General features: G+C 68.8%; 19 protein-coding genes. 5 read left to right on the forward strand and 14 right to left on the reverse strand.

Features of this window, described 5'->3' with window-relative positions; all coding sequences use genetic code 11:
* The first annotated feature begins 586 nt into the window (after positions 1 to 586).
* Positions 587 to 2113, forward strand: a complete 1527-nt coding sequence (locus BKA25_RS07585) for an asparagine synthase-related protein (protein ID WP_157421187.1) — start codon at positions 587 to 589, stop codon at positions 2111 to 2113.
* Between the two features lie 17 nt (positions 2114 to 2130).
* Here the strand turns inward: BKA25_RS07585 and dnaE are convergent, their stop codons facing one another.
* The 11 genes from dnaE to BKA25_RS07640 all read right to left on the reverse strand — a co-directional run bounded on the left by dnaE (position 2131) and on the right by BKA25_RS07640 (position 17231).
* A complete protein-coding gene (gene dnaE, locus BKA25_RS07590) occupies positions 2131 to 5697 on the reverse strand; it encodes a DNA polymerase III subunit alpha (RefSeq protein WP_257786067.1) in 3567 nt (1188 codons plus the stop codon).
* Positions 5698 to 6080: 383 nt separating this feature from the next.
* Positions 6081 to 6938 carry an alpha/beta fold hydrolase gene (locus BKA25_RS07595; protein WP_236750335.1) on the reverse strand — a complete coding sequence of 286 codons (858 nt, stop codon included), beginning with the start codon at positions 6936 to 6938 and terminating at the stop codon, positions 6081 to 6083.
* A 166-nt stretch (positions 6939 to 7104) separates the two neighbouring features.
* Positions 7105 to 8421, reverse strand: a complete 1317-nt coding sequence (locus tag BKA25_RS07600) for a UDP-glucose dehydrogenase family protein (RefSeq protein ID WP_069850987.1) — start codon at positions 8419 to 8421, stop codon at positions 7105 to 7107.
* Positions 8414 to 9364, reverse strand: coding sequence for a glycosyltransferase family 9 protein (locus BKA25_RS07605; protein WP_084643262.1), 951 nt, complete (start codon positions 9362 to 9364; stop codon positions 8414 to 8416). Before BKA25_RS07605 ends, BKA25_RS07600 begins: the two co-directional genes overlap by 8 nt.
* Positions 9355 to 10044, reverse strand: coding sequence for an SDR family oxidoreductase (locus tag BKA25_RS07610; protein WP_069850985.1), 690 nt, complete (start codon positions 10042 to 10044; stop codon positions 9355 to 9357). The genes BKA25_RS07605 and BKA25_RS07610 overlap by 10 nt, the downstream gene beginning before the upstream one ends.
* A gap of 25 nt (positions 10045 to 10069) precedes the next feature.
* On the reverse strand, positions 10070 to 11449 hold the full coding sequence (locus BKA25_RS07615; RefSeq protein ID WP_069850983.1) for a PfkB family carbohydrate kinase: 1380 nt from the start codon (positions 11447 to 11449) through the stop codon (positions 10070 to 10072).
* Entirely contained in the window at positions 11446 to 12009 is a 564-nt protein-coding gene (locus BKA25_RS07620) for a D-sedoheptulose-7-phosphate isomerase (RefSeq protein ID WP_069850982.1), read from the reverse strand. Before BKA25_RS07620 ends, BKA25_RS07615 begins: the two co-directional genes overlap by 4 nt.
* Positions 12006 to 13061 carry a glycosyltransferase family 9 protein gene (locus BKA25_RS07625; RefSeq protein ID WP_069850980.1) on the reverse strand — a complete coding sequence of 352 codons (1056 nt, stop codon included), beginning with the start codon at positions 13059 to 13061 and terminating at the stop codon, positions 12006 to 12008. Before BKA25_RS07625 ends, BKA25_RS07620 begins: the two co-directional genes overlap by 4 nt.
* On the reverse strand, positions 13058 to 14557 hold the full coding sequence (locus BKA25_RS07630) for an HAD-IIIA family hydrolase (RefSeq protein ID WP_069850978.1): 1500 nt from the start codon (positions 14555 to 14557) through the stop codon (positions 13058 to 13060). Before BKA25_RS07630 ends, BKA25_RS07625 begins: the two co-directional genes overlap by 4 nt.
* Positions 14554 to 16182 (reverse strand): carbamoyltransferase family protein, encoded by a 1629-nt coding sequence (locus BKA25_RS07635; protein WP_069850977.1) that lies wholly within the window; start codon positions 16180 to 16182, stop codon positions 14554 to 14556. The genes BKA25_RS07630 and BKA25_RS07635 overlap by 4 nt, the downstream gene beginning before the upstream one ends.
* Before the next feature lie 119 nt (positions 16183 to 16301).
* Positions 16302 to 17231, reverse strand: coding sequence for an NAD-dependent epimerase/dehydratase family protein (locus BKA25_RS07640; protein WP_069850975.1), 930 nt, complete (start codon positions 17229 to 17231; stop codon positions 16302 to 16304).
* Between the two features lie 257 nt (positions 17232 to 17488).
* On the opposite strand from BKA25_RS07640, the gene BKA25_RS07645 reads away from it, so the two are divergent.
* Both BKA25_RS07645 and BKA25_RS07650 read left to right on the forward strand, forming a co-directional pair.
* Entirely contained in the window at positions 17489 to 18394 is a 906-nt protein-coding gene (locus BKA25_RS07645; protein ID WP_069853917.1) for a glycosyltransferase family 2 protein, read from the forward strand.
* The gene (locus tag BKA25_RS07650) at positions 18367 to 19263 is read left to right on the forward strand and encodes a glycosyltransferase family 2 protein (protein ID WP_069850974.1); all 897 of its coding nucleotides are present in this window, start codon (positions 18367 to 18369) and stop codon (positions 19261 to 19263) included. Before BKA25_RS07645 ends, BKA25_RS07650 begins: the two co-directional genes overlap by 28 nt.
* A gap of 32 nt (positions 19264 to 19295) precedes the next feature.
* Here the strand turns inward: BKA25_RS07650 and BKA25_RS07655 are convergent, their stop codons facing one another.
* Both BKA25_RS07655 and BKA25_RS07660 read right to left on the reverse strand, forming a co-directional pair.
* On the reverse strand, positions 19296 to 20516 hold the full coding sequence (locus tag BKA25_RS07655; protein WP_069853916.1) for a glycosyltransferase: 1221 nt from the start codon (positions 20514 to 20516) through the stop codon (positions 19296 to 19298).
* Positions 20517 to 20548: 32 nt separating this feature from the next.
* Positions 20549 to 21523, reverse strand: a complete 975-nt coding sequence (locus BKA25_RS07660; protein ID WP_069850972.1) for a glycosyltransferase — start codon at positions 21521 to 21523, stop codon at positions 20549 to 20551.
* Between the two features lie 208 nt (positions 21524 to 21731).
* On the opposite strand from BKA25_RS07660, the gene BKA25_RS07665 reads away from it, so the two are divergent.
* Both BKA25_RS07665 and BKA25_RS07670 read left to right on the forward strand, forming a co-directional pair.
* Positions 21732 to 22178: a hypothetical protein gene (locus BKA25_RS07665; protein ID WP_069850970.1), complete on the forward strand. Its 447-nt coding sequence runs from the start codon at positions 21732 to 21734 to the stop codon at positions 22176 to 22178.
* Positions 22175 to 22783, forward strand: a complete 609-nt coding sequence (locus BKA25_RS07670) for a flavodoxin family protein (protein ID WP_069850968.1) — start codon at positions 22175 to 22177, stop codon at positions 22781 to 22783. Before BKA25_RS07665 ends, BKA25_RS07670 begins: the two co-directional genes overlap by 4 nt.
* Positions 22784 to 22843: 60 nt before the next feature.
* On the opposite strand, the gene BKA25_RS07675 is transcribed toward BKA25_RS07670, so the two are convergent.
* The gene (locus tag BKA25_RS07675; RefSeq protein WP_069850967.1) at positions 22844 to 23704 is read right to left on the reverse strand and encodes an SDR family oxidoreductase; all 861 of its coding nucleotides are present in this window, start codon (positions 23702 to 23704) and stop codon (positions 22844 to 22846) included.
* Between the last annotated feature and the right edge of the window lie 216 nt (positions 23705 to 23920).

Consider the following 23920-nt stretch of genomic DNA (forward strand, 5'->3'; position numbering starts at 1 on the left):
ACCCCGGGGGAATCGGCTTGCACACGCTCAACTCGGCCACGTACGTGCTGCACGCCGTACTGGTGTGTGTCGATGCTCCACAGAACTGGCAGTGCTTTCGTCGGCTGCTCACGGTCTACCGCCGTTGCTTAGTCGAGACGCGGGAATTCATACCGTATCGGCTGTGGCCGCCCAACGTCCGCACTGTACGAGCAAATCCCGTTCTCGAAGGTTGGACGCTCGGAGAAGCCCCGATGGGGCTAGACCCAATGGGCGTCGAAACTCCCGTATCCAACGGTGATCATGGAGTGCATGGCTGGATCTCGATTACTTAGGCTTGTTCTCCGACCTATCGACGATGGGCACCCTGTGCGTCGATGAGTTGTGACCACACGCAACTTATCCGTGATTCAACCAGAATGGAGGTGAAACCACATGGCCGAGATGGAAGACCTCTTCGACAGTCCGCCTATCATCGAGACCGTTGAGGCAGTCGAGCGTTACCTGCGCAAGCCTGCTGGAAGCGAAGACCAGGGGTACAAGGACGAGGATTGACGGACCGGGGGTGAGTCGGCAGTACCGGCTCGCCCCCGAACCTGGAGGTTGTGTGCTCAAGCTTCAGCTGGCGATCGTGCCCGATCGGCCGCTCTGGTCGTGGTCGTCCGGACGATGGACGGCTCGATGTGGCTGGATAGAGCCGCTCAGTAACCCAGCCCTCGAATCGCTGCTCGTGACGGATGGGGTCCGAACAGCCGTGATAGTTCGGGAGCGAATGCCGGATACGGCGCCATGGCAAGGACCGATCAGCCGCATCAAGCCTGAAAACTGGGTGAACGCTCTCGACCAACTGCGGCGTACCTCGGTCGAGTTCGTCGTGGTCGAATTCGAATGGCCTGCTATTCGGTTGCATGCCGGAGCGTGGGGCACCGCTCCGCTGTATCTGGCTGCTCGCGACAGCCGCCTGCATGCATCATGGGATTTCGACGATCTGCGGCCACATATTGTCTCGTCCGAACTTGATTTCCGCGAACTCAGTCGACTCTTGACACGGCGGCACCGCTACACCCGGAACACCATAGCCCGATCGGTCGTTCAACTCACAGAACGATCTTCTGTCGAGTTTCGAGCGGGCAGCCTGGAATCCTGCTATCCGCAAGCTGCTCCTCGATATCGGGCACGGAGTGTCGGTCCTGACGCTCCGGTTCTCGATGCGTTCGACTCACTGCTCGGTCAGGCGGTGCGCCGCCGTGAAGTGACCAGCGAGAGTGCGGTCGCGGAACTCTCGGGCGGACTGGACTCGGCTTTGGTCGCGTTGACCTTGGCTGCGGGAAGTCCTGGTCTAGCAAGCTATGGCCTGAGTATCGAGGGAGAAGCAGCAGCCCAGCAACGCCGTCGACGCGCTGAACTCGTCCGGTTTCGCTCATTGCGTGATGTGTCGATCCCGGCGTGCCGGCCATTCGATCCAGCTGGTCCCAGGGCTGCGAACCCAGGCGAAGAGCCCTATGCCGAGGCCCTACATCGGATTCTCATGACGTCGTCGGAGCCCGTTGTGTTCACCGGCATCGGCGGCGACGAGATGCTTGCGTTACGGAGTGCCGAACGGTCCGATTTCGGCCGCCGGTGTGCGCAGAAACCACCACGCTGGCTAGGACACCGAGCACGAGAACAGCTTCCGTCGATCGACGAGGATCTAGCGCCGGTCAGCGTCCTTCACGAGACATCCTTGTTGGCCTTCGCCTGCCGCAACCCGATCTTTCTCCGCGCCGGTAGGTGGCCGGTCTCCCCGTTGTGCGATCCGGAGCTGGTCTTGTTCGGGCAATGGTTGCCTATGGATTGGCGGGTTTCGAAGCGGTTGGCGCGGGTCTGGCTCGAGCGACTCGGCCTGAGTAATGACGTGGTCTATCCGGCGCTGCGGGAGAACTTCGCGGGTGTGATGCAGCGTGGATTACGTCTCGGTGGACTGTCGTTAGCGAAGCAGGTGATCGAGGAGTCGGTATTGGTGGACTTGGGTCTCGTCGACGGCGACGCGATGCGCGCCGCCGTCGACGAAGCCGAGATCGAGGCGGTGATCGATACCTCGTTGTACGATTTCCTCGCGGTGGAGCGAGGCCTACGCAGTCTGCTCGGTGCCTGAGCTTCCCGGAGAGCGGCTCACGACACCACCGTCAGACCGGGGATCGCCTTCAGCTCGGCGGCGAAGGCGCCGCTGAACTCGACCGGGTACTTCTCGACCTCGTAGGTCTCCTCGGCGTCGTTGTGCACCAGGACCAACCGCAACGGGGCATCGCCCCGGTGGGCCAGCAGGGTGCTGCGCAGTTCGCCGACGACGTCGCGGGTCAGTCGGTGGGCCTCGGCCCGCAACATCACGGCAGGTGCCACCCCGGGATTGGTCTCGGCCGCGCTGATGTCGAGCTGGACCACACCCGAGCCGAAGATCGACATCTTGTCCTCGCGCCAGTTCACCCGGCCCTTGACCGCGACCGAGGAGTCGGGGATCAGATCCTCGTGCAGGACGCTGTAACTCTTGTGGAAGAACAGCACCTCGATTGCGGAATCCAGGTCCTCGATGGTGACGATCGCCCACGGCTCGCCCTGCTTGTTCACCCGGCGATCGACGCTGGAGATCATCCCGGCGACGACGACCTCACCCTCCTTCGGCGCCTCGTTCACAATGGTCGCGATCGCCTTCGGCGCGTGCTTGCGCAGGATGCGTTCCGCACCGTCCAAGGGATGCGCCGACACGTAGAGGCCCAACATCTCCCGTTCGTAGGCGAGTAGCTGCTTACGCGGCCATTCGTCCGAGGAGAAGTTGAGGTGGGCCAACGGCGAGGCCTCGGCGGACGCACCGCCGTCCTCGTCTCCGCCACCGAACAGGTCGAACTGGCCGAGCGCCTCCTGGCGCTTGAGCCCGATCACGGCATCGACCGCCGCCTCGTGATGTTCGAAAAGGGAGCGACGCGAGGTATCGAAGGAGTCGAAGGCACCTGCCTTGACCAGTGATTCGATAACCCGCTTGTTACAGGCCACGATCTCGGCCTTATCCAGGAAATCGGTGAACGAGGTGTATCGGCCCTTTTCCTTGCGGCGAGAGACGATCGATTGCACGACGTTGGCGCCCACGTTCCGTACCGCGCCCAAGCCGAAGCGGATGTCCTTGCCGACGGCGGCGAAGTGCAACCCGGAGTCGTTCACATCCGGTGCGAGGACCTTGATGCCCAAGCGCCTGCACTCCGCCAGGTACACGGCGGACTTGTCCTTGTCGCCGCCGATGGACGTGAGTTGAGCTGCCATGAACTCAGTCGGGTAGTTGGCTTTGAGGAAAGCGGTCCAGTACGCCACGAGCCCGTAACCGGCGGTATGGGACTTGTTGAACGCATAGCCCGCGAAGGGCAACATGACGTCCCAGAGCGTCTGGATCGACTCCTCCGAGTAGCCGTTGCCGAGCATCCCCTTGTTGAACTTCTCGAACTCCTGCTCCAAGACCTCTTTCTTCTTCTTACCCATGGCCCGTCGCAGCAGGTCCGCGCCACCCAGGGTGTATCCGGCGAGCTGCTGGGCGATGGCCATGACCTGCTCTTGGTAGACCAACAGGTGGTAGGTCTCACCCAGAATCGGCTCCAGAGCGTCCTTCAGCTCCGGGTGGATGGGCGTGATCTTCTGCCTGCCGTTCGAGCGCTCGGCGTAGTTGATGTGCGCGTTCGCGGCCATCGGACCGGGTCGGTACAGGGCGATCACAGCGGCAATGTCACCGAAGTGTTTGGGTTGCATACGGCGCAGCAGGTCCCGCATCGCGGCACCGTCGAGCTGGAACACGCCCAGGGTGTCGCCCCGACTCAGCAGCTCATAGGACGCCTTGTCGTCGAGTCCCAGGGTCTCGAGGTCGATCTGGATCCCGTGGTTGCGTTCGACTTCCTTGATCGTGTCGTCGATGACCGTCAGGGTGCGCAGCCCGAGGAAGTCCATCTTCAACAGGCCGATGTCCTCGCAAGCCGGGTAATCCCAGCCGGTGATGATCGACCCGTCATCGCGCTTCCACAGCGGGATGACGTCGAGCAGCGGCTGCGAGGAGAGGATCACCGCACAGGCGTGCACGCCCGCGTTACGGGTGAGACCCTCCAAACCTCGGGCGGTCTCGAAAATGGTCGAGACCTCCTGATCGCTCTGGATCAGAGAACGGATCTCACTGGCTTCCGCATATCGCTCGTGACTGGGGTCGACAATGCCTGCCAGCGGGATGTCCTTGGCTGCTACCGGCGGGGGGAGCGCCTTGGAGATCCGGTCGGCGATGCTGAATCCGGGCTGGCCGTAGTGGACGCGGGCGGCATCCTTGATGGCGGCCTTGGTCTTGATGGTGCCGTAGGTGATGACCTGTGCGACGTTCTCCGCGCCCCATTTCTCGACCGTGTAGTCCATGACCTCGCCGCGCCTGCGCTCGTCGAAGTCGAGGTCGATGTCGGGCATCGAGATGCGCTCGGGGTTCAGGAACCGTTCGAACAGTAGAGAGTGCTCGATCGGGTCGAGGTCGGTGATCCGCAGGATGTAGGCCACGAGCGATCCGGTGGCAGAACCCCGGCCCGGACCCACGGCGATCTTCTGGTCCTTGGCCCACCGGACAAGGTCGCCGACCACCAGGAAGTAGGCCGGGAATCCCATCTGGGCGATGACGCCGAGTTCCCGCTCGATGCGGTCCTGGTACTCCTGGGTCAATCCGTTCGGAAAGCGGGCTGGCGTGAACTGTTCGACCTCGGCCCGTAGAACGCTGTTCTCCGTCTCTCCCTCAGCGAGCGGGAACCGGGGCATTCGGTCGACATGGGCGTAGACCTCGTCGTAGGACTCGACACGCTCGGCGATGAGCAGCGTGCTATCCGTGGCGCCGGGTACCTCGGTGTCCCAGTAGGCCCGCATCTCATCGGCGGACTTCAGGTAGTAGCCGTCGCCGTCGAACTTGAAGCGGGTCGGGTCGGTGAGGGTTTTACCCGACTGGACGCAGAGCAACGCGCCGTGGGTATCGGCTTGATCTTGCGTGACATAGTGCGAGTCGTTGGTTGCCAACGGCTTCAGTCCGAGTTCGCGACCGATGTGCAACAGGCCCTCGCGCACCGATCGCTCGATGGGCAGCCCGTGGTCCATCAACTCCAGAAAGAAGTTCTCGGCGCCGAAGATGTCCCGATAGTCCGACGCCGCCTGCATCGCCTCGCGCGGCTGGCCCAGCCGCAGCCGGGTCTGCACCTCGCCGGAGGGACAGCCGGTGGTGGCGATGATCCCCTCGGCGTGCTCTGAGATGAGTTCCCGGTCCATTCGGGGCTTGCGGTAGTAGCCCTCGTAAGAAGCCAGACTCGAAAGCTTGAACAGGTTGCGCAGCCCGGTGGCGTTGCCCGCGAGCATCGTCATGTGTGTGTAGGCGCCCGCGCCGGAGACGTCGCCGCCCTCACCGGATTGGTCGCTGGAGCGCTGGTTGCTCTCACCCCAGAACACCGGCTTTTTGTGAAAGCGGCTCACCGGGGCGATGTAGGCCTCGATACCGATGATCGGCTTGATGTCCCGCTTCTTCGCCTGCCGGTAAAACTCGGCCGATCCGTACATGTTGCCGTGGTCGGTCATACCGACGGCGGGCATACCCAGCCGCTCGGCCTCGGCGAACAGCGGCGCTACCTTGGCGGCTCCGTCCAGCATCGAGTACTCGGTGTGGACGTGTAGATGGACGAACGAGTCGGACACAACTCTCCCTGGCGGCGAGGAACGGGCGAGGCTGTACCGCCGCGCGTGCGGGAAGAGAGGTCGGCCGAGGGGTCCCCGCGTGCGCGGGGGCAGACGTGTAGACGGCTGGGGGCGGGCACCGATTCCTCCCCGCGTGCGCGGGGCTAACGGTTCATCCTGTCTTACGACGTCGAGCCTCCGCATAAGGGCCCGGCATTTTCCTCAAAGGGTGCGCTGACCTGTGATGACGTCTGTCTCGGCGTGTTGCGCTCAGGTCCCCGAGCACGGGTTCGTGGCGTGCGGGGAACCCTGGGGTTCTTGGCCACATGCTCCACGGCGTGCCGGTGGTGCCGTGCTCTGGCCGGTAACCATGCAGCTGGACGAGGGGATATCTCGCCGACGCCCTACCCCGCTCCGACCACTCCCCGCAGAATCTCCCCCGCTCGCTTCCACAGCAGCGATCCGCCCTCGTCGGGTAGTTCGCTGCGCTGGGCGTTGGGCAGTCGCTCGGCGAGGGTGCGGCCGAGGTCGGGGGAGTGGGTGGGGTTGGTGTCGTGGGCGCCGAACCAGAGCGTCACGGGGACGGTGATCTCGGCCGGGTCGAATGGCCAGCGGGACATGGAGAGCAGGGTGTCGCGGGCGTATCCCGCCGGGCCTTGGGCGAAGCCCTCGGCCAGCGCCCGGCGGTAGGCGGCGTCGAATTCGGGGGCGGTGTAGACGGCGCGGTCCACCGGACCGCTCATCTGAGTCACCATCTCGCGCATCGACGTCGCATCGGCGAAACCGGCGAAGGAGGCCTCGGCCGCAGCCGGGTCGGTGGTCGCCATGGTGATCAGGTCACGGACCTGCGGCGGGAGCAGTTCGACGATCGCGGGCGCGGCGAGTTCGTCGGTGGGGGAGACCAGTGCGACGGCCGAGACGAGTCCCGCTGCCGCGCAGGCCAACGCGAAGGGCGCACCCTGGGAGAAGCCCACCATCGAAGGCCTACCGCCGGAAGCCGTGGTCAGCTCCAATGCCTCGATCACCTCGGAAACATCCGAGGCCCAATCGGTCAGAGTCCTACCTGGCGCGGGATCGGAGGCGCCGAGACCGGGCCGGTCCAGCGATACCAGCCGCACGCCCAGGGTGTCGACGTCGTCGCCGCCGAATCCGAGGGAACGCCCGGTCGCCGCGCCGGGACACAACAGCACGGGACCACCATCGCTCGGACCCCACTCGGCCCATGCCAGCCGACGGCCATCGCGCAAGGTATGCGATCCCAATCGATCAGGCTCTCGAACCCCGCTCACGCTGATCCTCCCCAACCTGCGCCCACCGACCCCATACGGGCGCAGACGTTCGCAGATTGCTCCAATCGGAGCAACCGAATTTCCCGAGTCCGCAGGCAGCAGGCGCCCGTCAACCGAGCCCCCGCAACCGTTCCGCCCGTCAAGCCATCGGCTCAGCACTCGTCCCCAACCCGACCCGCCGGAACCCCGCCGTCGCCAGCTCGGCCGCATCGAGCACGTTGCGCATGTCGACCACCACCGGATGCCGCACCGCCCTGGCCAGCGCCGTCCAATCCAGGGTGCGGAACTCGGGCCATTCGGTGAGCACGACCAACGCTGCCGCATCCTCCGCGACGAGGTACGGGTCCGAGACCACGCCGACCCCGTGGATGCCGAGACCGACAGCCGCCCCCACCGCCGGGTCGTAGGCGGTGAGGATCGCACCCTGGCGGGCCAACGCCTCGACGATCGCGATTGCAGGGGAGTCGCGGAGGTCCCCCGTGCCCGCTTTGAAGGCCAGGCCGAGGATGCCGATCCGCGCCCCGACCAGTGAACCGTCGGCCGAGCCGGTGACCGCGCAGCGCACCTTGCGCACCACCGTCGCCTGCTGCCGCGCATTGGCCTTCACCGCATCGCGCACCAGCGCGAAGTCCACGCCTGCCTCCTCGGCGGCCCGCAGCAGCGCGCTGGTGTCCTTGGGCAGGCAGGACCCGCCCCAACCCGGCCCGGCGGTGAGGAAATCCGGTGCGATCCGATCGTCGAGGCCCATGGCATGGGTGACCTCGGTGACGTCGGCGCCGACGCGTTCGCACAGCTCGGCGAGCACGTTGACATAGGACGCCTTGATCGCGAGGAAGGCGTTGCTGGCGTACTTGGTCACCTCGGCGGTCGCGGGGTCGGTGTGCAGCACGGGGGCCCCGGTTTCGGCATACAACGCGGCGACCTCCTCGGCGGCGTCCCGATACGCGGCGTCGGCGCCGATCACGACCCGGTCGGGATGCAGGAAGTCCTCGACCGCGTGCCCCTCGCGCAGGAACTCGGGATTGCTCACCACCGGCAGATCCGCGCGGCCGAGCAACCGGGGCACCCGGCCTGCGGTGCCCAGCGGCACGGTGGACTTGGTGACGATCACGCAGCCGGGGCGCAGTACGCCGCCGAGGATCGCCAGGGTCGATTCGAAGACGTCCAGATTGCAGGCGCCGTCCGGGCCCATCGGGGTGGGTAGACACAGCAGAACCAGGTCGACGCCGGCGAGCGTGGTGATGTCGGTGGTGAAATCGAGACGGCTCCGGGTCCGTCCGGCCACCACGAGATCGGCCAGTCCCGGCTCGGCGATCGTGACCTCGCCCGCGCACAGTCGGTCGACCTTGGCGACGTCGTTGTCCACACAGGTCACTCGGAAACCGAGGTGGGCCAGGCATGCGGCACTGGTGAGTCCCACATACCCTGCGCCGACCACGCCGAGATGGCTAACCATGGTGCACCCGGTCGGGCAGCAGCTCGTGTGCGGCGGCCAGGACCCGGTTCGGCAGCAGCATGAGCAGCCCCGAATGCGGCCGGTCCGCGTGCGGGTCGCCGACGTCGCCCACCCACAGGGCGATGTGCTGCTCGGCGGTGGCCGGCGGGCCCCACAGCTTCGGCGGCGTCGGGCCGAACAGCAACACCGAGGGCGTGCTGAAGGCGGTGGCGAGGTGGCCGACTCCGGTGTCGCCGCAGATGACCAGCGTGGCGTCGGCGACGAGCCTGGCGAGTCCGGCGAGGTCGGTCCGTCCGGCCAGTACCGCCGAATCCGGTAGTCCGGCGGCGCGGGCGATGTCCGTGGCCGAGTCCTGTTCGGCCGGGCTCCCGGTGATGACGACCTCGTGTCCCTCGGATCGCAGGGCGCGGGCCACCTCGACATAGCGATCCGGCGGCCAGCGGCGGGCCGGATACGCCGCGCCGGGATGGATGACGACGGCTCCCGGCCGGGGGCTCGAACCGGCCGGTCGCGGCAGGTGGAGGTCGGCGCGATCGGCATCCATCCCGCCGAAATCCAGCAGTCTGCACCAGCGGTCGACCTCGTGGACGTCGTCCCGCCATTCCAGGCCGGGCACCCCCCGATAGTCGGGGTGGCGATGGGTGAGCAGGGTGCCGGGACGCACCTTGCGTAGATCGCGAATGCTCTGCGGACCCTGGCCGTGCAGGTTCACCGCCACCGCAGGCGGGGCCTCCGACCAGTGCAGGGCGCCGAGTCCGGCGGTCGGCAACAGTTCGTCCACCGCGTCGATGAGGTCGACGAGGGCACGCAGGTTCTCCGGCGCCGCCAGCACGAGGCGGGCGTCGGGATGGTGGCGGCGCAGCGCGCGCAGCGCGGGAATCCCGGTCAGCAGGTCCCCGATGCCCAGCGCCCGCAACACCAGAACGGAGTCGCTCACGGCCACGAGGACTCTTCCGACGAGCAGACGACGAGTTCCCTGATCTCGCATCCCGGCGGCTGGCTGAGGACGAAGGCCACGGTGCGGGCGACGTCCTCCGGCTGGTTCAGCTTCGCGTCCGGCGGCGGTTTGTACTGCTCGGTGCGGTTGTCGAAGAACGCGGTGTGCATGCCGCCCGGAATCAGCAGGGTCACCCCGATCTGGCCTGCGGTCTCCGTGGCCAGCGCTCTGGTGAAGCCGACGACGCCGAACTTCGCGGCGCAGTAGGCGGTCGCATCGGAAACGGCCTTGATGCCCAGGGTGGATCCGCAGGTCACCACGGTTCCCTTGCTCTGTTTGAGAAAGGGCAGGGCGGCGCGGACGACGGCGACGGTGCCGAGCAGGTTGACGTGCACGACGCGTTCCCAGTCCGCGACCGAGACCTCGTCGAGCGTGCCACACGCGTCGGTGCCCGCTGCGGTGAAGACGCCGTCGATGCGGCCGCCTGCGCGGCGGGCCAGTTCGTTGACGGCGGCTTCGGCCGAGGCGGTGTCGGACAGGTCGGCTTCGACGAACTCGACGTCGGATTTGGGTTTGGCACGGTCGATGACCAGGGGCGTGCCGCCGTTCTCCCGCACGACCTCGACGGTTGCCGCGCCGAGTCCGGACGCGCCGCCGGTGATCACGATATTGCCGAGGGTGGACATGGGATGCTCCTGTCTCCGTCGGGTTTCAGCTCCTCGCATGTGCTGCGGCCACCAACCGGGAGGTCGAGTAGCCCGCGACCGTCGGGATCAGCACGGTCTCGCCGCCGTAGCCGTGCACGACCCGGCTCTCGGGTAGCTCGGCGTTGGCGTAGTCGCCGCCCTTGACCCACACATCGGGGCAGAGCCGCTCCAGCAGGGCGGCGGGCGACGGTTCGTCGAACACGGCGACCGCGTCCACCGAGGACAGCTCGGTGAGTAGCCGTGCGCGGTCTTGCGCGGGAACGATCGGACGTCCCTCGCCCTTGAGCAACCGCACCGACTCGTCGGAGTTCAGGCAGACCACCAGGGCATCGCCCAGTGCTCGGGATTGCCGGAGCAGGCTCACATGGCCGGGATGGAGCAGGTCGAAGCAGCCGCCGGTGGCGACGAGTCTGCCGCCGGTGGCGCGGATGCGGGCCGCGATTTCGAAGGCGGAATCCAGTTTCCGCGATGCGGCGGCCGTCAACCTCGGCTCCACGCTGATGGACAGGGCTCCCGCGCCGCCTGCTCCGATGAACCGGGCGGCGGTCTCGACGGCTCCGGCCACGGCGGCGGCGACGTCCTGGCCGAGGATCAGGCCGGCGGCGACGGCGGCGGCGAAACAGTCCCCCGCGCCGCAGGCGTCCGCCTCCACCGAGGCCAACAGCCGCGCGTCCTCCGGCACCGACACCGTCGTGGTTCGCCCGCCGTGGGCGAGCATGCCGCCGTCGGCCCCGGTGGTCACCACCACGGCGCCCGCCGCCCATTCGGCGCACAGCACACTGGCCAGTTCGGTGTCCTGCCCGCAGGCCGGGGCGAAGCGGCGTGCCTCCTCGAGGTTCGGCGAGATGAGCCAGGCGCCCGGGGTGGGCGCGGGGCCACGGGGATGCGGGTCCCAGACGATGGGCACGGTCGCGGCGAGTTCGGCGAGCAGCCGTCGGATGTCGGGGTGCGCGGCGACTCCTCGGCCGTAGTCGGCGACCACGATCGCGCCCGCTCCGCGCAGCACGCTCTGCACCCGTTGGGCCACGGGTGCCGTGGAGGCCATGCCATCGCCGGTGTCCAGTCGCAGCAGCGATTGGTTTCCGACACGCACCCGTGCCTTGCGCACGGTCTCGCCCTGTAGGGGCAGTGGGAGCACCTCGACCACCGGATCCAGCAGGCCGATGAGGGTTCGTCCCGCGTCGTCGTCGCCGATCGCCGTGACCAGCACGACCTCGGCGGTCGATCGGGATGCCAGCAATGCCGCCAGACCCGCCCCGCCGGGTCGACGCAGCTCCCCGCCGACGTCGACCACCGCTGCGGGGGTGCCGGGGCAGAATCGCTCCACGGTGCCCTCGATGTCGACGTCGAGTAGTGCGTCACCGAGTACGACCAGCGGTTTCACGTCGTCACCCCCAATTCCCCGTCGAGTGCCGCGCAGAGTGCGTGGACGAGGGCGAGATGCACCTCTTGCACGGTGGCGACGTCGGGTGCATCGACGGTGATGGCGTCATCGCAGAGGGCGGCCAGCGGATTGGGTGCCGGGCCGGTCAACGCCCAGGTGGTGACGCCGATGTCGTGTGCCGATTTCGCCGCGGCGACCACGTTCTCGCTTGAACCGCTGGTGGACAGTGCGACCAGCACGTCGCCGCGCCTGCCGTGGGCCCGGACCTGGCGGGCGTACAGCTCGCTTCCGCCGTAGTCGTTGATGATCGCCGTTCCCGCCGAGGTGTCGGCGTGCAGCGCGATCGCCGAGAGGGGTTGGCGTTCGTCGCGGAAGCGGCCGACGAGTTCGCCGGTCAGGTGTTGTGCCTCGGCGGCGCTGCCACCGTTGCCGCAGGCCAGTAGTCGGGCCCCGGCGGGCAGGATCCGGGCCAGCTGGGCGGCCCACTGCCGTAGTACGGGCGCCGCCGAGTCGGTCCGCCGCAATGCTTCGCACAGTGCCGCGAAATGCTCCTCGATCACGAGACACCTCCCGTCGTCAGGCGGCACTGCGGCGCACCTGTGGTGGGCTCCGCGAGTCGTGCGACCGCGGTGACCACCTCGTCAGGCTGAATGGACTCCAGGCAGGGATGTCCGACGATGGGGCATTCCCGGACCCGGGTTCCCCGGCAGGGGGCGGATTGGTCGCCGAGCAGGACGGTGGGCACGCCGTGTGGCGCCCACCGCTGCGCGGGGACGACCGGCGCGAACAGGGAGATCACCGGGGTGCCGACGGCGGCGGCGAGGTGTGCGGGTCCGGTGTTGGGCACCACCACCGCACTGGCCCGGTCGAGCACCGAGGCCAGCTGCGCGAGCGTGGTGGTGCCGCCGAGGTCGAGAGCTCGGTCCGTCGCGACCTCGGCGGTCAGTGCGCGGTCGGCGGTGCCGCCGGTGACCACGACTCGATGTCCGGCGGCGAGCAGTGCCTCGACGATCGCGGCGGATCGCGCGGCCGATGGCTGTCGGGCGGGCACCGAGGCACTCGGATGCACCACCACATAGCCGGGCGGGCCGGTCAGCGCGGCGACCTCGGGCAGTGGCCGCCGCACGGCGAGTGCCCCGCGATCCCCGGCGGGTAGCGGGAAGCCCGCCGCCTCGGCCAGCGAGAGGGCTCGTTCGCTCTCCGGCGGATCACCGTCGACGCTGTGGCGCAGATCCAGCAGCGATCCCGGATAGTCCTCGCAGATCGCCCCGATCCACGGCACCCCGGCCAGCCGGAGCAGCAGCGCCAACGGCAGCGGGGACTGGTGGAAGGAGGTCAACACCAGGGCGCGGTCGAAGCGACCCGCCCGGATTCGTTCGACGAGTTCGGCCACCGCTGCGGGGCCGACCGGTTCGGGTTGCGGGTCGATCCAGGGCGCCCGCCAGATCAGGACCTCGTCGAGGTCGGGCAGCAGCGGGCCTGCCGCCGCGCCGAGCGGGCCCGCCAACAGCGTGACGGAGTCGGCGCCTGCGGCGACGGCTCGAATGCAGGGCCCGGCCAGCAGGACGTCTCCGAGGCTGTCCAGGCGCGCGATGAGTACTCGCTGCGTCATCGGACACCTGCCAGGGCCAGTGCCACGGCCTCGGCGAGATCCCGGGCGACCCGCGCGTGGCGGTGTGCGTCGTCGATCTCGTTCTGTCGGGTGGCGGCCGTGGGCACCAGGATCGCGCGGGCCCCTGCGGCTCGTGCCGCCGCGACGTCGGCCCCGGTGTCGCCGATCACGACGCAGCGGGCGACGTCGACGCCGAGGGCCCTGGCGGCCTGTTCGACCATGCCGGGCGCCGGTTTCCGGCAGACACAGTGTTCCGCCGTGTCGTGCACGCAGATCTGCCAGGTCTCGATCGGGCCGAGCAGTTCCTCGACGCGGGCGTTGACCGCCGCGAGCTGTGTCTGGCTGATCAGGCCGCGCGCGACGCCGGATTGGTTGCTGACCACGCCGATGCGGATGCCTTCGCGGCGCAACCAGTGCAGGGCGTCCCGAGCTCCGGGCATCGGGCGCACCGCCTCGGGGTCGGCAAGGTAGGGGACGTTGACGATCAGCGTGTCGTCCCGGTCGAACAGCAGCGCCAGTGGCGGCGGGTCGCCCCTGTGCCGTCGGGTTCGGTAGCGGAGTTCGCCGCGTAGGCGTTGCCAGCAGGCGACCGGTGGGATGAGGACGCTGGTCAGCAGCATCCGGCCGATCTCGTCGGCGGTGCGGGGGCCGGGTGCGATGCGGCTGGCGGCGAACCGACCGGTCAGGGCCGCCCATCCCGCGCCGCAGGCCGCTGCGGCCCGTCGATGGCCGAGGGCGAACAGGATGCCTGCCGCCGCACCGGCGGCGGTGGTGACCGCGTGCCAGCCCAGTCGGCCGTGTCCCTCGCCGATGCGGGAGCGCCAGCGGACGCCGTGTTTGCGGCGCATCAGCACGTCATCGGCGTTGCCGCGCTGCGCCCGAACACTGGCCAGCACGCCCGATCGGCGGGCCGGATGCGTGGTGACGCGATGCCCGGAGACGATGGCGTAGCCGTCCTCGATCACGCGCAGCGCGAGGTCGGCGTCCTCCCGGTAGGCGCGGGTGAAGCGTTCGTCGAAGCCGCCGACCACGGCCAACGCGGTTCGCCGGTAGGCCATGTCGGCGGTGATCCAGCGGGCGCCTGCCAGTCCGGCGGTGCCGCGTTCGTCGTCGGTGGGGCGTCGATCGTCCGGCAGCGGGACCTCGATGCGCGCCTGCGAGGCGCCGACCGTTGCGTCCAGACCGGTCAGGTCGGCCGCCAGCCGGGCGGGCCACCGGGCGTCGGTGATGACGTCGTCGTCGAGGAAGGCGATCCACTCGGCGGTGGCCTGTCGCCAGCCCACGTTGCGGGCGGCGGCGGGGCCGCGTCCGCCGGAGCGCAGCAGGGTGATCTGGGCTGCCGACGCGGGCAGCGCGAGGTCTTCGAAGGCCTCGGCTCGGTCGTCGACCACGATGATCTCGCGCGGCGGCGGCCCGTCGGCTTTCCGCAACGCGGTGAGCAGCCGCCACAGGTTGTCCCGGCCGGTCGTGGGGATCACGATGCTGTAGTCGATCATGATCGACGCACCACGAACGGTCCGATGGCCAGCAGGTCGACCGGCGCCGAGCCGAAACACTCCAACGCGTCCCTCGGCGAGTCGACCATCGGCCTGCCTGCCGTGTTGAGACTGGTGTTGACCACCACCGGCAGCCCGGTCCGGGCCTCGAACTCCCGGAGCATCCTGGCCAACAGCGGGGTGTGCTGCGGGGCGACCGTCTGTACGCGGGCCGTGCCGTCGACATGGGTCACCGTGGGGATGCGGTCTCGCCAGTCGGCCGCGACATCGTGCACGAACAGCATGTACGGGCTGGGCAGCGGTCCTCGGGTGAAGATCTCGGCGGCCCGGTCGGCGAGGACCATCGGGGCGACGGGTCGGAACTGCTCGCGCCCCTTCACATCGTTGAGCCGCCCGAGGTTCGCGGTCGGCCCGGGGTGGGCGAGCAGCGAGCGGTGTCCGAGGGCGCGCGGCCCGAATTCGGCGCGGCCCTGGAACCAGGCCACCACCTGATCGTCCGCCAAGGCCTGCGCGACCTCGACGGCGACGTCCGCCGGCCGTTCGTAGCGGACCCGTGCGACCCGCAGGATCTCCTCGATCTCGTCGTCCGACCACTCCCGGCCCAGATCGGCGCCGGGCATGGGGCCGGTGGGCTCGCCGAGATCGGCCGAGAGCTGCAAGGCCGCGCCCAGCGCGGTTCCCGCGTCGCCGGAGGCGGGTTGCACCCACACCTGGTCGAAGGGGCCCTCGGCGTACAGGCGGGTGTTGGCGACACAGTTCAACGCGATGCCGCCCGCCAACGCGAGGTTCTTCGCGCCGGTCCGGTCGTGCAGCCAGGTCGCCAGATCGAGCCACACCTCCTCGATGCGGCGCTGCACGCTGGCCGCCAGGTCGGCGTGCGCGGAGTCGAGTTCGGTGTCCGAGCCGTGCCGGGCGGGGGCGAATTCCGTCCAGGACACGGGATCGGTGTGGAAGCCGCCGTCTCCGGTGGGATAGGCGAGTTCACGGAAGCGGTCGAGAAACCGTGGCTTTCCGTACGAGGCCAAGGCCATGATCTTGTACTCGTCGCTGGATCGGGCGAAGCCGAGGTGTTCGGTGAGGTCCTCGTACAGCAGGCCGAGGGAATGCGGGAGCTGTTGCGCGGCGTGTTCGGTGAACTTGCCGTCACGATATTCGCCCGCCACATACGAGGTGCTCTCGCCGCGCCCGTCCGCGACCAACACCGCGCAATCCCCGAAGGGCGCGGCCAACGCGGCCGAGGCGGCGTGTGCGACGTGGTGTCGGACGAAGCGCACGATCGACGGGTCCAGCCCGGGCATCGCGCTGCGTAGAAAGGCGGGTGCTCGCCGGACATAGTCGGTGCGCAGTTCCTCACTGCCGGGGTCCAGGCCGCCGAGGGAGTGGTCGACGAGGTCGGGATCGTAGGAATAGCCGACGGCGTCCAGCTGATCGGGACGCAGCCCCGCGCGGTGCAGACACCAGGCGATCGCCTGCTCGGGCAGTTCCCAGGTGGAGAACGGCACCGGGCTCTTGCCGTGTTTCCGACGGCTGAACCGCTCTTCCTCTGCGGCGGCGACGATGTGGCCGTCCACCACGAGCGCGGCAGCGGGATCGTGGAAGACCGCGTTGACCCCGAGGATGCGCATCGTCTCGCCCCTCTCGTCGGCGCCGCTGTGGTCGGTGGTCGAACCAGTCGCGATGTGCCTCTACAGCGTTGCCCGATCGGGTCACCGGTAAACGGTCCTGCGGCCCGCCCGGATCGCGGTCATGCGGGGTGAGCAGCGCGAATACCGGTGTTTTCCTCGAACCAGTCGATGGTTCTGCGGAGCCCGTCGGCCAGTGCGACCTCGGGTCGCCAGCTCAGCTGCCGCCGGGCCAGGGTGATGTCCGGACAGCGGCGGCGCGGGTCGTCCTCGGCTGCTTCGACGAAGGTCACCGGGGATTCACTGCCCGCCGCCGACCGCACCTCGGCGGCCAGGTCGCCGACCGAGAGTTCCACCGGATTTCCAAGGTTGATCGGGCCTGGATGGTCGGACCTGCCCAGTGCCAACAGGCCTCGGGCGGTGTCGGCGACGTAGCAGAGCGACCGGGTCTGGGCCCCGTCTCCTGTGACGGTCATCGGCAGCCCGGCCAGGGCCTGGCGGATGAAGGTGGGCACCATCCGGCCGTCGTCGGGGCGCATGCGGGGGCCGTAGGTGTTGAAGATGCGGGCGATCCCGGTGTTGGCCCCGCGATGACCGCGATAGGCGTTGGTCAGCGCCTCGGCATAGCGTTTGGCCTCGTCGTAGACGCTGCGCGGGCCGATCGGATTGACGTGGCCCCAATAGCTTTCGCGCTGTGGATGCTCTGCGGGGTCGCCGTAGACCTCGCTGGTGGAGGCGAGTACGAAGCGCGCGCCATCGCGCAGGGCGACGTCGAGGGCGTGGGTGGTGCCGAGTGATCCCGCCCGCAGGGTCTCGATCGGTAGCCGCAGATAGTCCTGCGGTGAGGCGGCCGAGGCGAGGTGGAACACGACGTCGAAGGGTCCGGGCGTGGTGATCGGTTCGGTGACGTCCTGCCTGTCGACTCGCAGGTTCGGCCGGTTGCCGAACTCGGCGACGGTGCCGGGGGCGGCGGTGACGAGGTTGTCGAGTATCAGCACCTCGCTGCCCTCGGCCAACAACAGTTCGCACAGGTGGGAACCGACGAAACCCATGCCCCCGGTCACCAGGGCCCGTTCGATGCGTCGAGTCACACCAGCGATTACCCGACCCCATAGCGGTCCACACGCCGGTACTTCCATGTCGCCCAGGAGGTTCGGCGAGGTGGCGTGCGGGGTATGCGGCTGGATATGGCTGCCTTCTCCGGGATGCGACGGGCTACGGCGTTCTGCGGGTGGTCGTCGAATTGCCCCGCAGGTCGGCCGGTTGCCTGGTGCGATGGGGGCGCCCCGAGGGCGACGGCGGGCTTCTCATGAGCGAGCCCAGGACCACGGTGGTCATCGCCACCCGTAACCGAGCCGGGGAGCTGCGACACACGCTCGCCCGACTGCGCGCGCTGCGGCCGACCCCGCCGATCATCGTCGTGGACAACGCATCCACCGATGCGACGGCCGCCGCTGTCGCCGAGGTGGCGGGCGTACGACTGATCAGGCTGCCCGCCAACCGTGCTGCGGCGGCCCGGAATCTGGGCGTGGTCGCCGCCACGACCCCGTACGTCGCGTTCAGCGACGACGACTCCTGGTGGGCGGCCGATGCGCTGCCCGCCGCCGAACGCCTGTTGGACGCCCATCCCAGCGTGGGATTGTTGGCCGCCCGAACACTGGTCGGACCCGGTGACACCGAGGACCCGATCAACACCCTGTTGGCAACGAGCCCGCTGGGCCACCAGAGCGAGCTGCCGGGGCCGTCGGTGTTGGGTTTCCTGGCCTGTGCCGCGATCGTCCGCCGGACGGCGTTCCTGCGGGTCAATGGGTTCAGTCGGCTACTGCACTTCGGCGCCGAGGAACGACTGCTGGCCTTGGACTTGGCCGCCGACGGCTGGGATCTCTGTTACGCGGCCGAACTCCGTGCGCACCACCATCCCTCGACGAACCGCCCGCCTTCGGCGTGGCGCAAAGATCTGGAACGTCGGAACAACACGCTGATCGCGTGGATGCGCCGGCCGCTGCCCCGCGTTGCCGCCGAGACCCGCCTGCTGCTGCGCGAAGGCGATCGGCGACAGCGTTCCCGGATCGTGGCAGGCCTGCTGCGGCGGTTGCCCTCGGCGCTGTGGCAGCGGCATCGGTTGCCCGCCGAGGTCGAGCGGCGGGTGCGGGTGCTCGAACGTGCCGAGGAGAGGAGCAGGCAGCCATGGGCGGCGACCGCATCACCCTCGTGATCATCACCTGTGACCGGCGCGAACAGCTGTTGGAGACCCTCGCGCAGGTGACCGCGCTGCCCGATGCCGCGCCGATCGTGCTGGTGGACAACGCCTCCTCGGATGGCACCGCGGATGCCGTCGCGGCGGCCTATCCGCAGGTCGAGTTGATTCGCGCCGACCGCAATCTCGGCTCGTTGGCCCGCAATGTCGCGGTGCGGCGAATCGACACCCCTTATGTGGCGTTCTGCGATGACGACACCCGATGGCAGCCGGGCGCGTTGACCCGCGCGGTCACCCTGCTCGACCGGCATCCCGGCCTGGCCTCGGTCACCGGGAGATGCCTGGTCGAACCGGAGCTGGCGGAGGACCCGCTGACCCCGGAACTGCGGGCGTCCCCGGTGCGCGGCCCGAAGTGGCTGCCGGGCCCGGCCCTGCTCGGGGTGATGGCTGGTTTGTCGGCGTTCCGCGTCTCGGCCTTCCGGCAGGTGGGCGGGTTCTCGTCGCGCATGTGGCTCGGCGGCGAGGAGGAACTGCTGGCCCTGGACCTGGCGGCGCGCGGCTGGTGGATGTGTTGGGTGGAGGACATGGTGATCCACCATGCGCCCTCGCGGGTGCGCAATGCGCGGCGTCGGCGCCAGCTCGGCATCCGCAACACCCTGTGGACGCTGTGGTTGCGCCGCCCGCTGCGCAGCGTGCTGCGTCGAAGTCTCGTCGTCCTGCGCTCCGCCCCGGCCGACCGTGCGACGCTGAAAGCCGTGTTGGAGGCACTGCGTGGGCTTCCGTGGGTGCTGCGCGAACGACAGGTGGTGCCGGTGTCGGTGGAACTGGGGCTGATGCGGTTGGAGGCGCAGCAACGCCGTTCCTCGGCCCGGCGATATGTGGGTTGAGTCAGGGTGCTCCCGACTTCGGCCCCGAGGGTTCAGACCACCGCCTGGCCGCCGCCGATGCCTTCCGTAGAGGGCGCGCAGACCAGCCGATAGGCGCGCAGAGTCTCCTCGGCGACCCGATCCCAGCAGTAGCCTTCGCGCACCCGCTGCCGACCGGCGAGCCCGTATCGCCGTCGACGTGACGGATCGGCCAGCAGGTCCCACACCGCGGCAGCCAACTCGGCGGGGTCGCGGGGTTTCACCAGGGTGCCGGTGACCCCGTCGACGACGGTGTCCATCAACCCGCCGACCGAGGCCGAGACCACCGGAACACCGCAGGCCATCGCCTCCAACGGGGTGATGCCGAACGGCTCGTACCACGGCGTGCACACCACGACGTCGGCCGAGCGAAACAGGCCGGGCATGTCGCCTCGGGGCACCTGCCCGAGCATTCGCAATCGGTCTCCCACGCCGAGTTCCGTCGCCAGGCCACGGAGTCGGCCTGCCTCGGGGTCCTCGTCGAGTCGGCCGTCATCGGGACCACCTGCGAGCACCAGTTCGGTGTTGGGCAGCTCGGCCAACGCTGCCACGGCGATGTCGAACCCCTTGCGCGGCACCAACCTGCCGACGCTGACAATCCGATGCGCCTCGGTGAGGCGCGCGCGCGGCCCGATCGGGCTGAAGCGGTCCACGTCCACGCCGCAGGGCACGACGGAGGCCCGCGACCCGTCGACGCTCAGGTCCGCCAGCTCCAACACCTCGTCCGAGCAGGTCGCGATGATGTGCGCCACCTGCTGGGCAAGCAGCTTCTCCACCGGGATGCGTTCCGGGGGACTGGTGTCCTCCGCACCCTGATAGCGCCGTTTCACCGCGCCGAGCGCATGAAAGGTCTGCACGACGGGGATCTCGGTCCCGACCACGGCCAACATCGCGGCGAGGCCGGACATCCAGAAGTGCCCGTGCACCACATCGGGCGGCTCGACGGACCACTGCGCGCGCAGGAACGCCGCGAACTCGCCCATATAGGGCAGCAGCAGGTCCTTGGGCAGTGGTCGGGCCGGACCGGCCGGTACGTGCACCACTCGACAGTTCGGTTGGGTGACGACGACCTCGGGCACCAGCGGATCCTCGCGGCGGGTGTACACCGTGACCTGGTGGCCCTGCCTGCACAACGCAGCCGACAACTCCGCGACGTGCACGTTCTGCCCGCCCGCGTCCACCCCGCCGAGGGCGGCCAACGGGCTGGCGTGCTCGGAGATCATCGCGATGCGCAGCCGGTCTCCGCCGCCGACGCCGTGCGCGCGACTCACCGGACGACCTCGTCGAGTAGCGCCGACCAGTCGCGCAGGAATCGATCGAGCCCGTATCGGGTGAGGGCGTATTCGCGGGCCGCTTTCCCCGCCAGCACCGCGAGATCGGGTTCGTGCAGCAGTTCATGGAAGGCGCGGACCAGTACCGAGATGTCGGTGGACACCGCCCCCGCCTCGGCGGGCACGGCCATCGGGGCCTCGGTGGCAGCCAGGGACACCACCGGCATCCCGAGGTGCATGGCCTCCAACAGCGACAGCCCGAGCGAGGTCCACCGTGCGGTATGCAGGTAGACCCGCCGCCGGGCCATCTCGGGATGCAGCCGGTGATGGGGAAGATCGTCGATGCCGTGCACCGGATGGGTGCCGCGTTGCCGGGTGTCGAACTCCCGCGCCCCGATGCCGTACAGGTCGATCGGACCCGCCTCGGCGAACATCGGCAGCAGGTCGCTGCCCGTCACCCGGGCCCGCCGGGTCGGTTCGTTGATCAGGGCAACGCCATGCGGCAGTTCACCGGTGTAGTGGTCGCCGGGGTCGACGATGCCGTGGTCGATGACTCGGGTGGGTGCGCGCCCGTTGTCCCACATGAGGTCGTTGAAGTGGGTGACGTGCACGATCGGGATGTCCGGTCGGTCGGCCATCGGATGCCGGGCGGACACCGGGTCGGCGCGGGGCACGTTGTGCTCGACGTAGACGGCGGGGATGTCCTTGCCGGGACGTCGACCGAGCCACTGTTCGACGAGGTCGAGTTCCTGCGGGCGTTGCAGGATCACCACGTCCGGTTGCGATTCGCGGATCTCGGTCACGGGGACCTCGACGGCAGAGCGCCAGTCCCGGCCGCAGCGGCCTCGACCCCATTCGCCGCCGCCTTCCACGGTCGGCAACAGGCATCGATGCGGGCCGCGCACGAAGCTGTCGGTCCACGAGCCGTGCACATGCCACAGCAGCACGCGCAGGCCCCGGGTCGCGGTCACGTCCTAGCAGTTACCGCTGGGCACCGGCCCGAAACGTCTGCAGGTGGGTACTGGTTTTCCCAGCGCAACACGGGTTTGGGGCAGATAACGCACCGTCCCACCAGCCCCCTGGCTCACAGCGGTATCGGCGACGAACAGCGGCCCCATCGGCAGTCGATGCCCGCGGCCGGAGGCGGTTCGGCGGGTCCGCAGCGGGTAGCCATGCCGCATGGGCAGCGATGACCAGACGACTCCGGCGGTATCCCGGCTGTTGGCCGAGTTCGACTTCGATCCGAGGCTCCGCAGGCCGCTGGCCGCACTCGGGATCTCCCCGAGCACCGCCGTGCTGCTGTTGGACGAGACCGGGCTGAAGGTGCGCTTCGGACTCTGGCGGTTGCAGACACCGCTGGCGAATCTGCGCTCCGCCACGGTTGGCGGGCCGTTTCAGCTGTTCAAGGTCGCCGGTGTCCGGCTGTCGGCGGCGGATCGCGGCCTCACCTTCGGCACGGGCCCCGGTCCCGGGGTGTGTATCCGATTCCACCGACCGGTCTCCGCCATCGAACCCTTCGGCATCGTCCGTCACCCCGGCCTCACCGTGACCGTCGTCGATCCGGCCGCGCTCGCGGACCGGGTGAATCGACTTCATGAACCGACCTCGAAACGGAGTGCCTCATGAGCGATATCCACGCACTGGCCCTGGTGTGCAGCCTGAAGGCATCCCCGGCGCCCTCCAGCAGCGAGCTACTGGCCAAGCAGGTGTTGGAGCAGCTCGCGACCCACAAGGTGACCGGCGAGTCGATCCGCGTCGCCGATCATGACGTGCGGCCGGGCGTGGAGACCGACATGGGCGAGGGCGATGCCTGGCCCGAGATCCGACGGAAGATCGCCAAGGCCGACATCCTGCTGCTAGCCACCCCGACCTGGCTCGGCCACCCATCCAGCATCGCGCAGCGAGTCCTGGAACGTCTCGACGCCGCGCTGTCCGATACCGACGACCAGAGCAGGCCCGCCATGTTCGGCAAGGTCGCCCTCGCTGCGGTCGTCGGCAACGAGGACGGCGCGCACAAGATCATCGCGGACGTGTTCCAGGCGTTGAACGACATCGGGTTCAGCATCCCCGCGCAGGGCTCCACCTACTGGAACAGCGAGGCCATGAAGCCGGTCGACTACCAGGACCTCGACTCCACTCCCGCCGCGGTGGCCTCCACCAACGCGACCGCCGCGCGCAACGCCGCCCATCTGGCCCGCTTGCTGAAGACGAACCAGTACCCGGCCGGATAGCTCGCTGGCGGCCGATGCCGAGCGCGCACCCGAAGAATCGTCCGCGCGCTCGGCGTCGGGTCAGCCGGGGGTGGTCTCACCGCCGAGCGCGGCGATGACCTCGCCGCTGTAATAACCCGAGAGTCGGTTCGAGGCGAGGAACACATAGGACGGCGCGAGGTCGGCGGGGTGCGCGGCCTCGGCGAACGGAACCTGTAGACCGAACTCCTTGACCTTCTCCGGCGGGAAGGTGGACGGGATCAACGGCGTCCACACCGGACCGGGCGCCACGCAGTTCACGCGGATCCGTCGGCTCGCCAACGCCTGCGCCATCGAGAAGGTCCAGGCGTGGATCGCGCCCTTGGTCGCCGAGTAATCGATCAGGGATTTGTTGCCACGCAGGCCGTTCACCGAACCGGTGTTCACGATGACCGCGCCGTCACCGAGGTGCGGCAATGCGGCGCTGGTGACGCGGAAGTAGCTGTGAATGTTGACGTCGAAGGTGTGCAGCCACTGTTCCTCGGTGAGGTCCTCCGGCGCGTCGAGCGGCCATTGCGTCGCAACATTGTTGACGAGGATCTCCAGCCCGCCGAGCTGCTGGACGGTGTTCGCCACGATGTCACGGCAGTGCGCGGCGCCCGCTAGGTCACCCGGCAGCAGCACGCAGCGTTTTCCCTCCGCGCGAACGAGTTCGGCCGTCCGCTCGGCGTCGTCGTGTTCGTTGAGATAGGCGATGGCGATGTCGGCGCCCTCTTTGGCGAACGCCACCGCGACGGCCCGGCCGATGCCGGAGTCGCCGCCGGTGATCAATGCGCGTTTGTCGGTCAGTAGCCCGCGACCCTCGTAGTCGGCCATGGAATCACGGGGCTGCGGATCCATGTCCTTGGTGACACCCGGCGGCCGTTGCTGCTGCCGAGGTTGTTCCCCGCCTGGACCAGTCATCGGGGGTTCTCCTCTCCGGCTCGGTTGCGCTGCCTGGAAGACATCGCGCCGCGCGATCACCTCGGCGTCGGTTGCAGTCGCTCGGTGCCGAAATCACGCGGACCCAACTGCCCAGATACCCGGTGCAGGCAGGGGAGAAACGAGTCACGAGCGGTTGCCGCAGCGGCATAACGGGTGGTCGCCGTGGGAATCCGGTGCTCACGCGGGCCCGGAGGC

The organism is Actinoalloteichus hymeniacidonis, assembly GCF_014203365.1.
In the GTDB taxonomy this organism is placed as follows: Bacteria; Actinomycetota; Actinomycetes; order Mycobacteriales; family Pseudonocardiaceae; genus Actinoalloteichus_A; species Actinoalloteichus_A hymeniacidonis.

Bases quoted from the DNA above. Each gene is read 5' to 3' on its own strand.
- BKA25_RS07675 (WP_069850967.1), bottom strand. From the start codon at position 23,704: ATGACTGGTCCAGGCGGGGAACAACCTCGGCAGCAGCAACGGCCGCCG.
- BKA25_RS07600 (WP_069850987.1), bottom strand. From the start codon at position 8,421: ATGGTTAGCCATCTCGGCGTGGTCGGCGCAGGGTATGTGGGACTCACC.
- BKA25_RS07610 (WP_069850985.1), bottom strand. From the start codon at position 10,044: ATGTCCACCCTCGGCAATATCGTGATCACCGGCGGCGCGTCCGGACTC.
- BKA25_RS07630 (WP_069850978.1), bottom strand. From the start codon at position 14,557: ATGATCGACTACAGCATCGTGATCCCCACGACCGGCCGGGACAACCTG.
- BKA25_RS07645 (WP_069853917.1), top strand. From the start codon at position 17,489: ATGAGCGAGCCCAGGACCACGGTGGTCATCGCCACCCGTAACCGAGCC.
- BKA25_RS07670 (WP_069850968.1), top strand. From the start codon at position 22,175: ATGAGCGATATCCACGCACTGGCCCTGGTGTGCAGCCTGAAGGCATCC.
- BKA25_RS07625 (WP_069850980.1), bottom strand. From the start codon at position 13,061: ATGACGCAGCGAGTACTCATCGCGCGCCTGGACAGCCTCGGAGACGTC.
- BKA25_RS07635 (WP_069850977.1), bottom strand. From the start codon at position 16,182: ATGCGCATCCTCGGGGTCAACGCGGTCTTCCACGATCCCGCTGCCGCG.
- BKA25_RS07650 (WP_069850974.1), top strand. From the start codon at position 18,367: ATGGGCGGCGACCGCATCACCCTCGTGATCATCACCTGTGACCGGCGC.
- BKA25_RS07665 (WP_069850970.1), top strand. From the start codon at position 21,732: ATGGGCAGCGATGACCAGACGACTCCGGCGGTATCCCGGCTGTTGGCC.
- BKA25_RS07640 (WP_069850975.1), bottom strand. From the start codon at position 17,231: ATGGGTTTCGTCGGTTCCCACCTGTGCGAACTGTTGTTGGCCGAGGGC.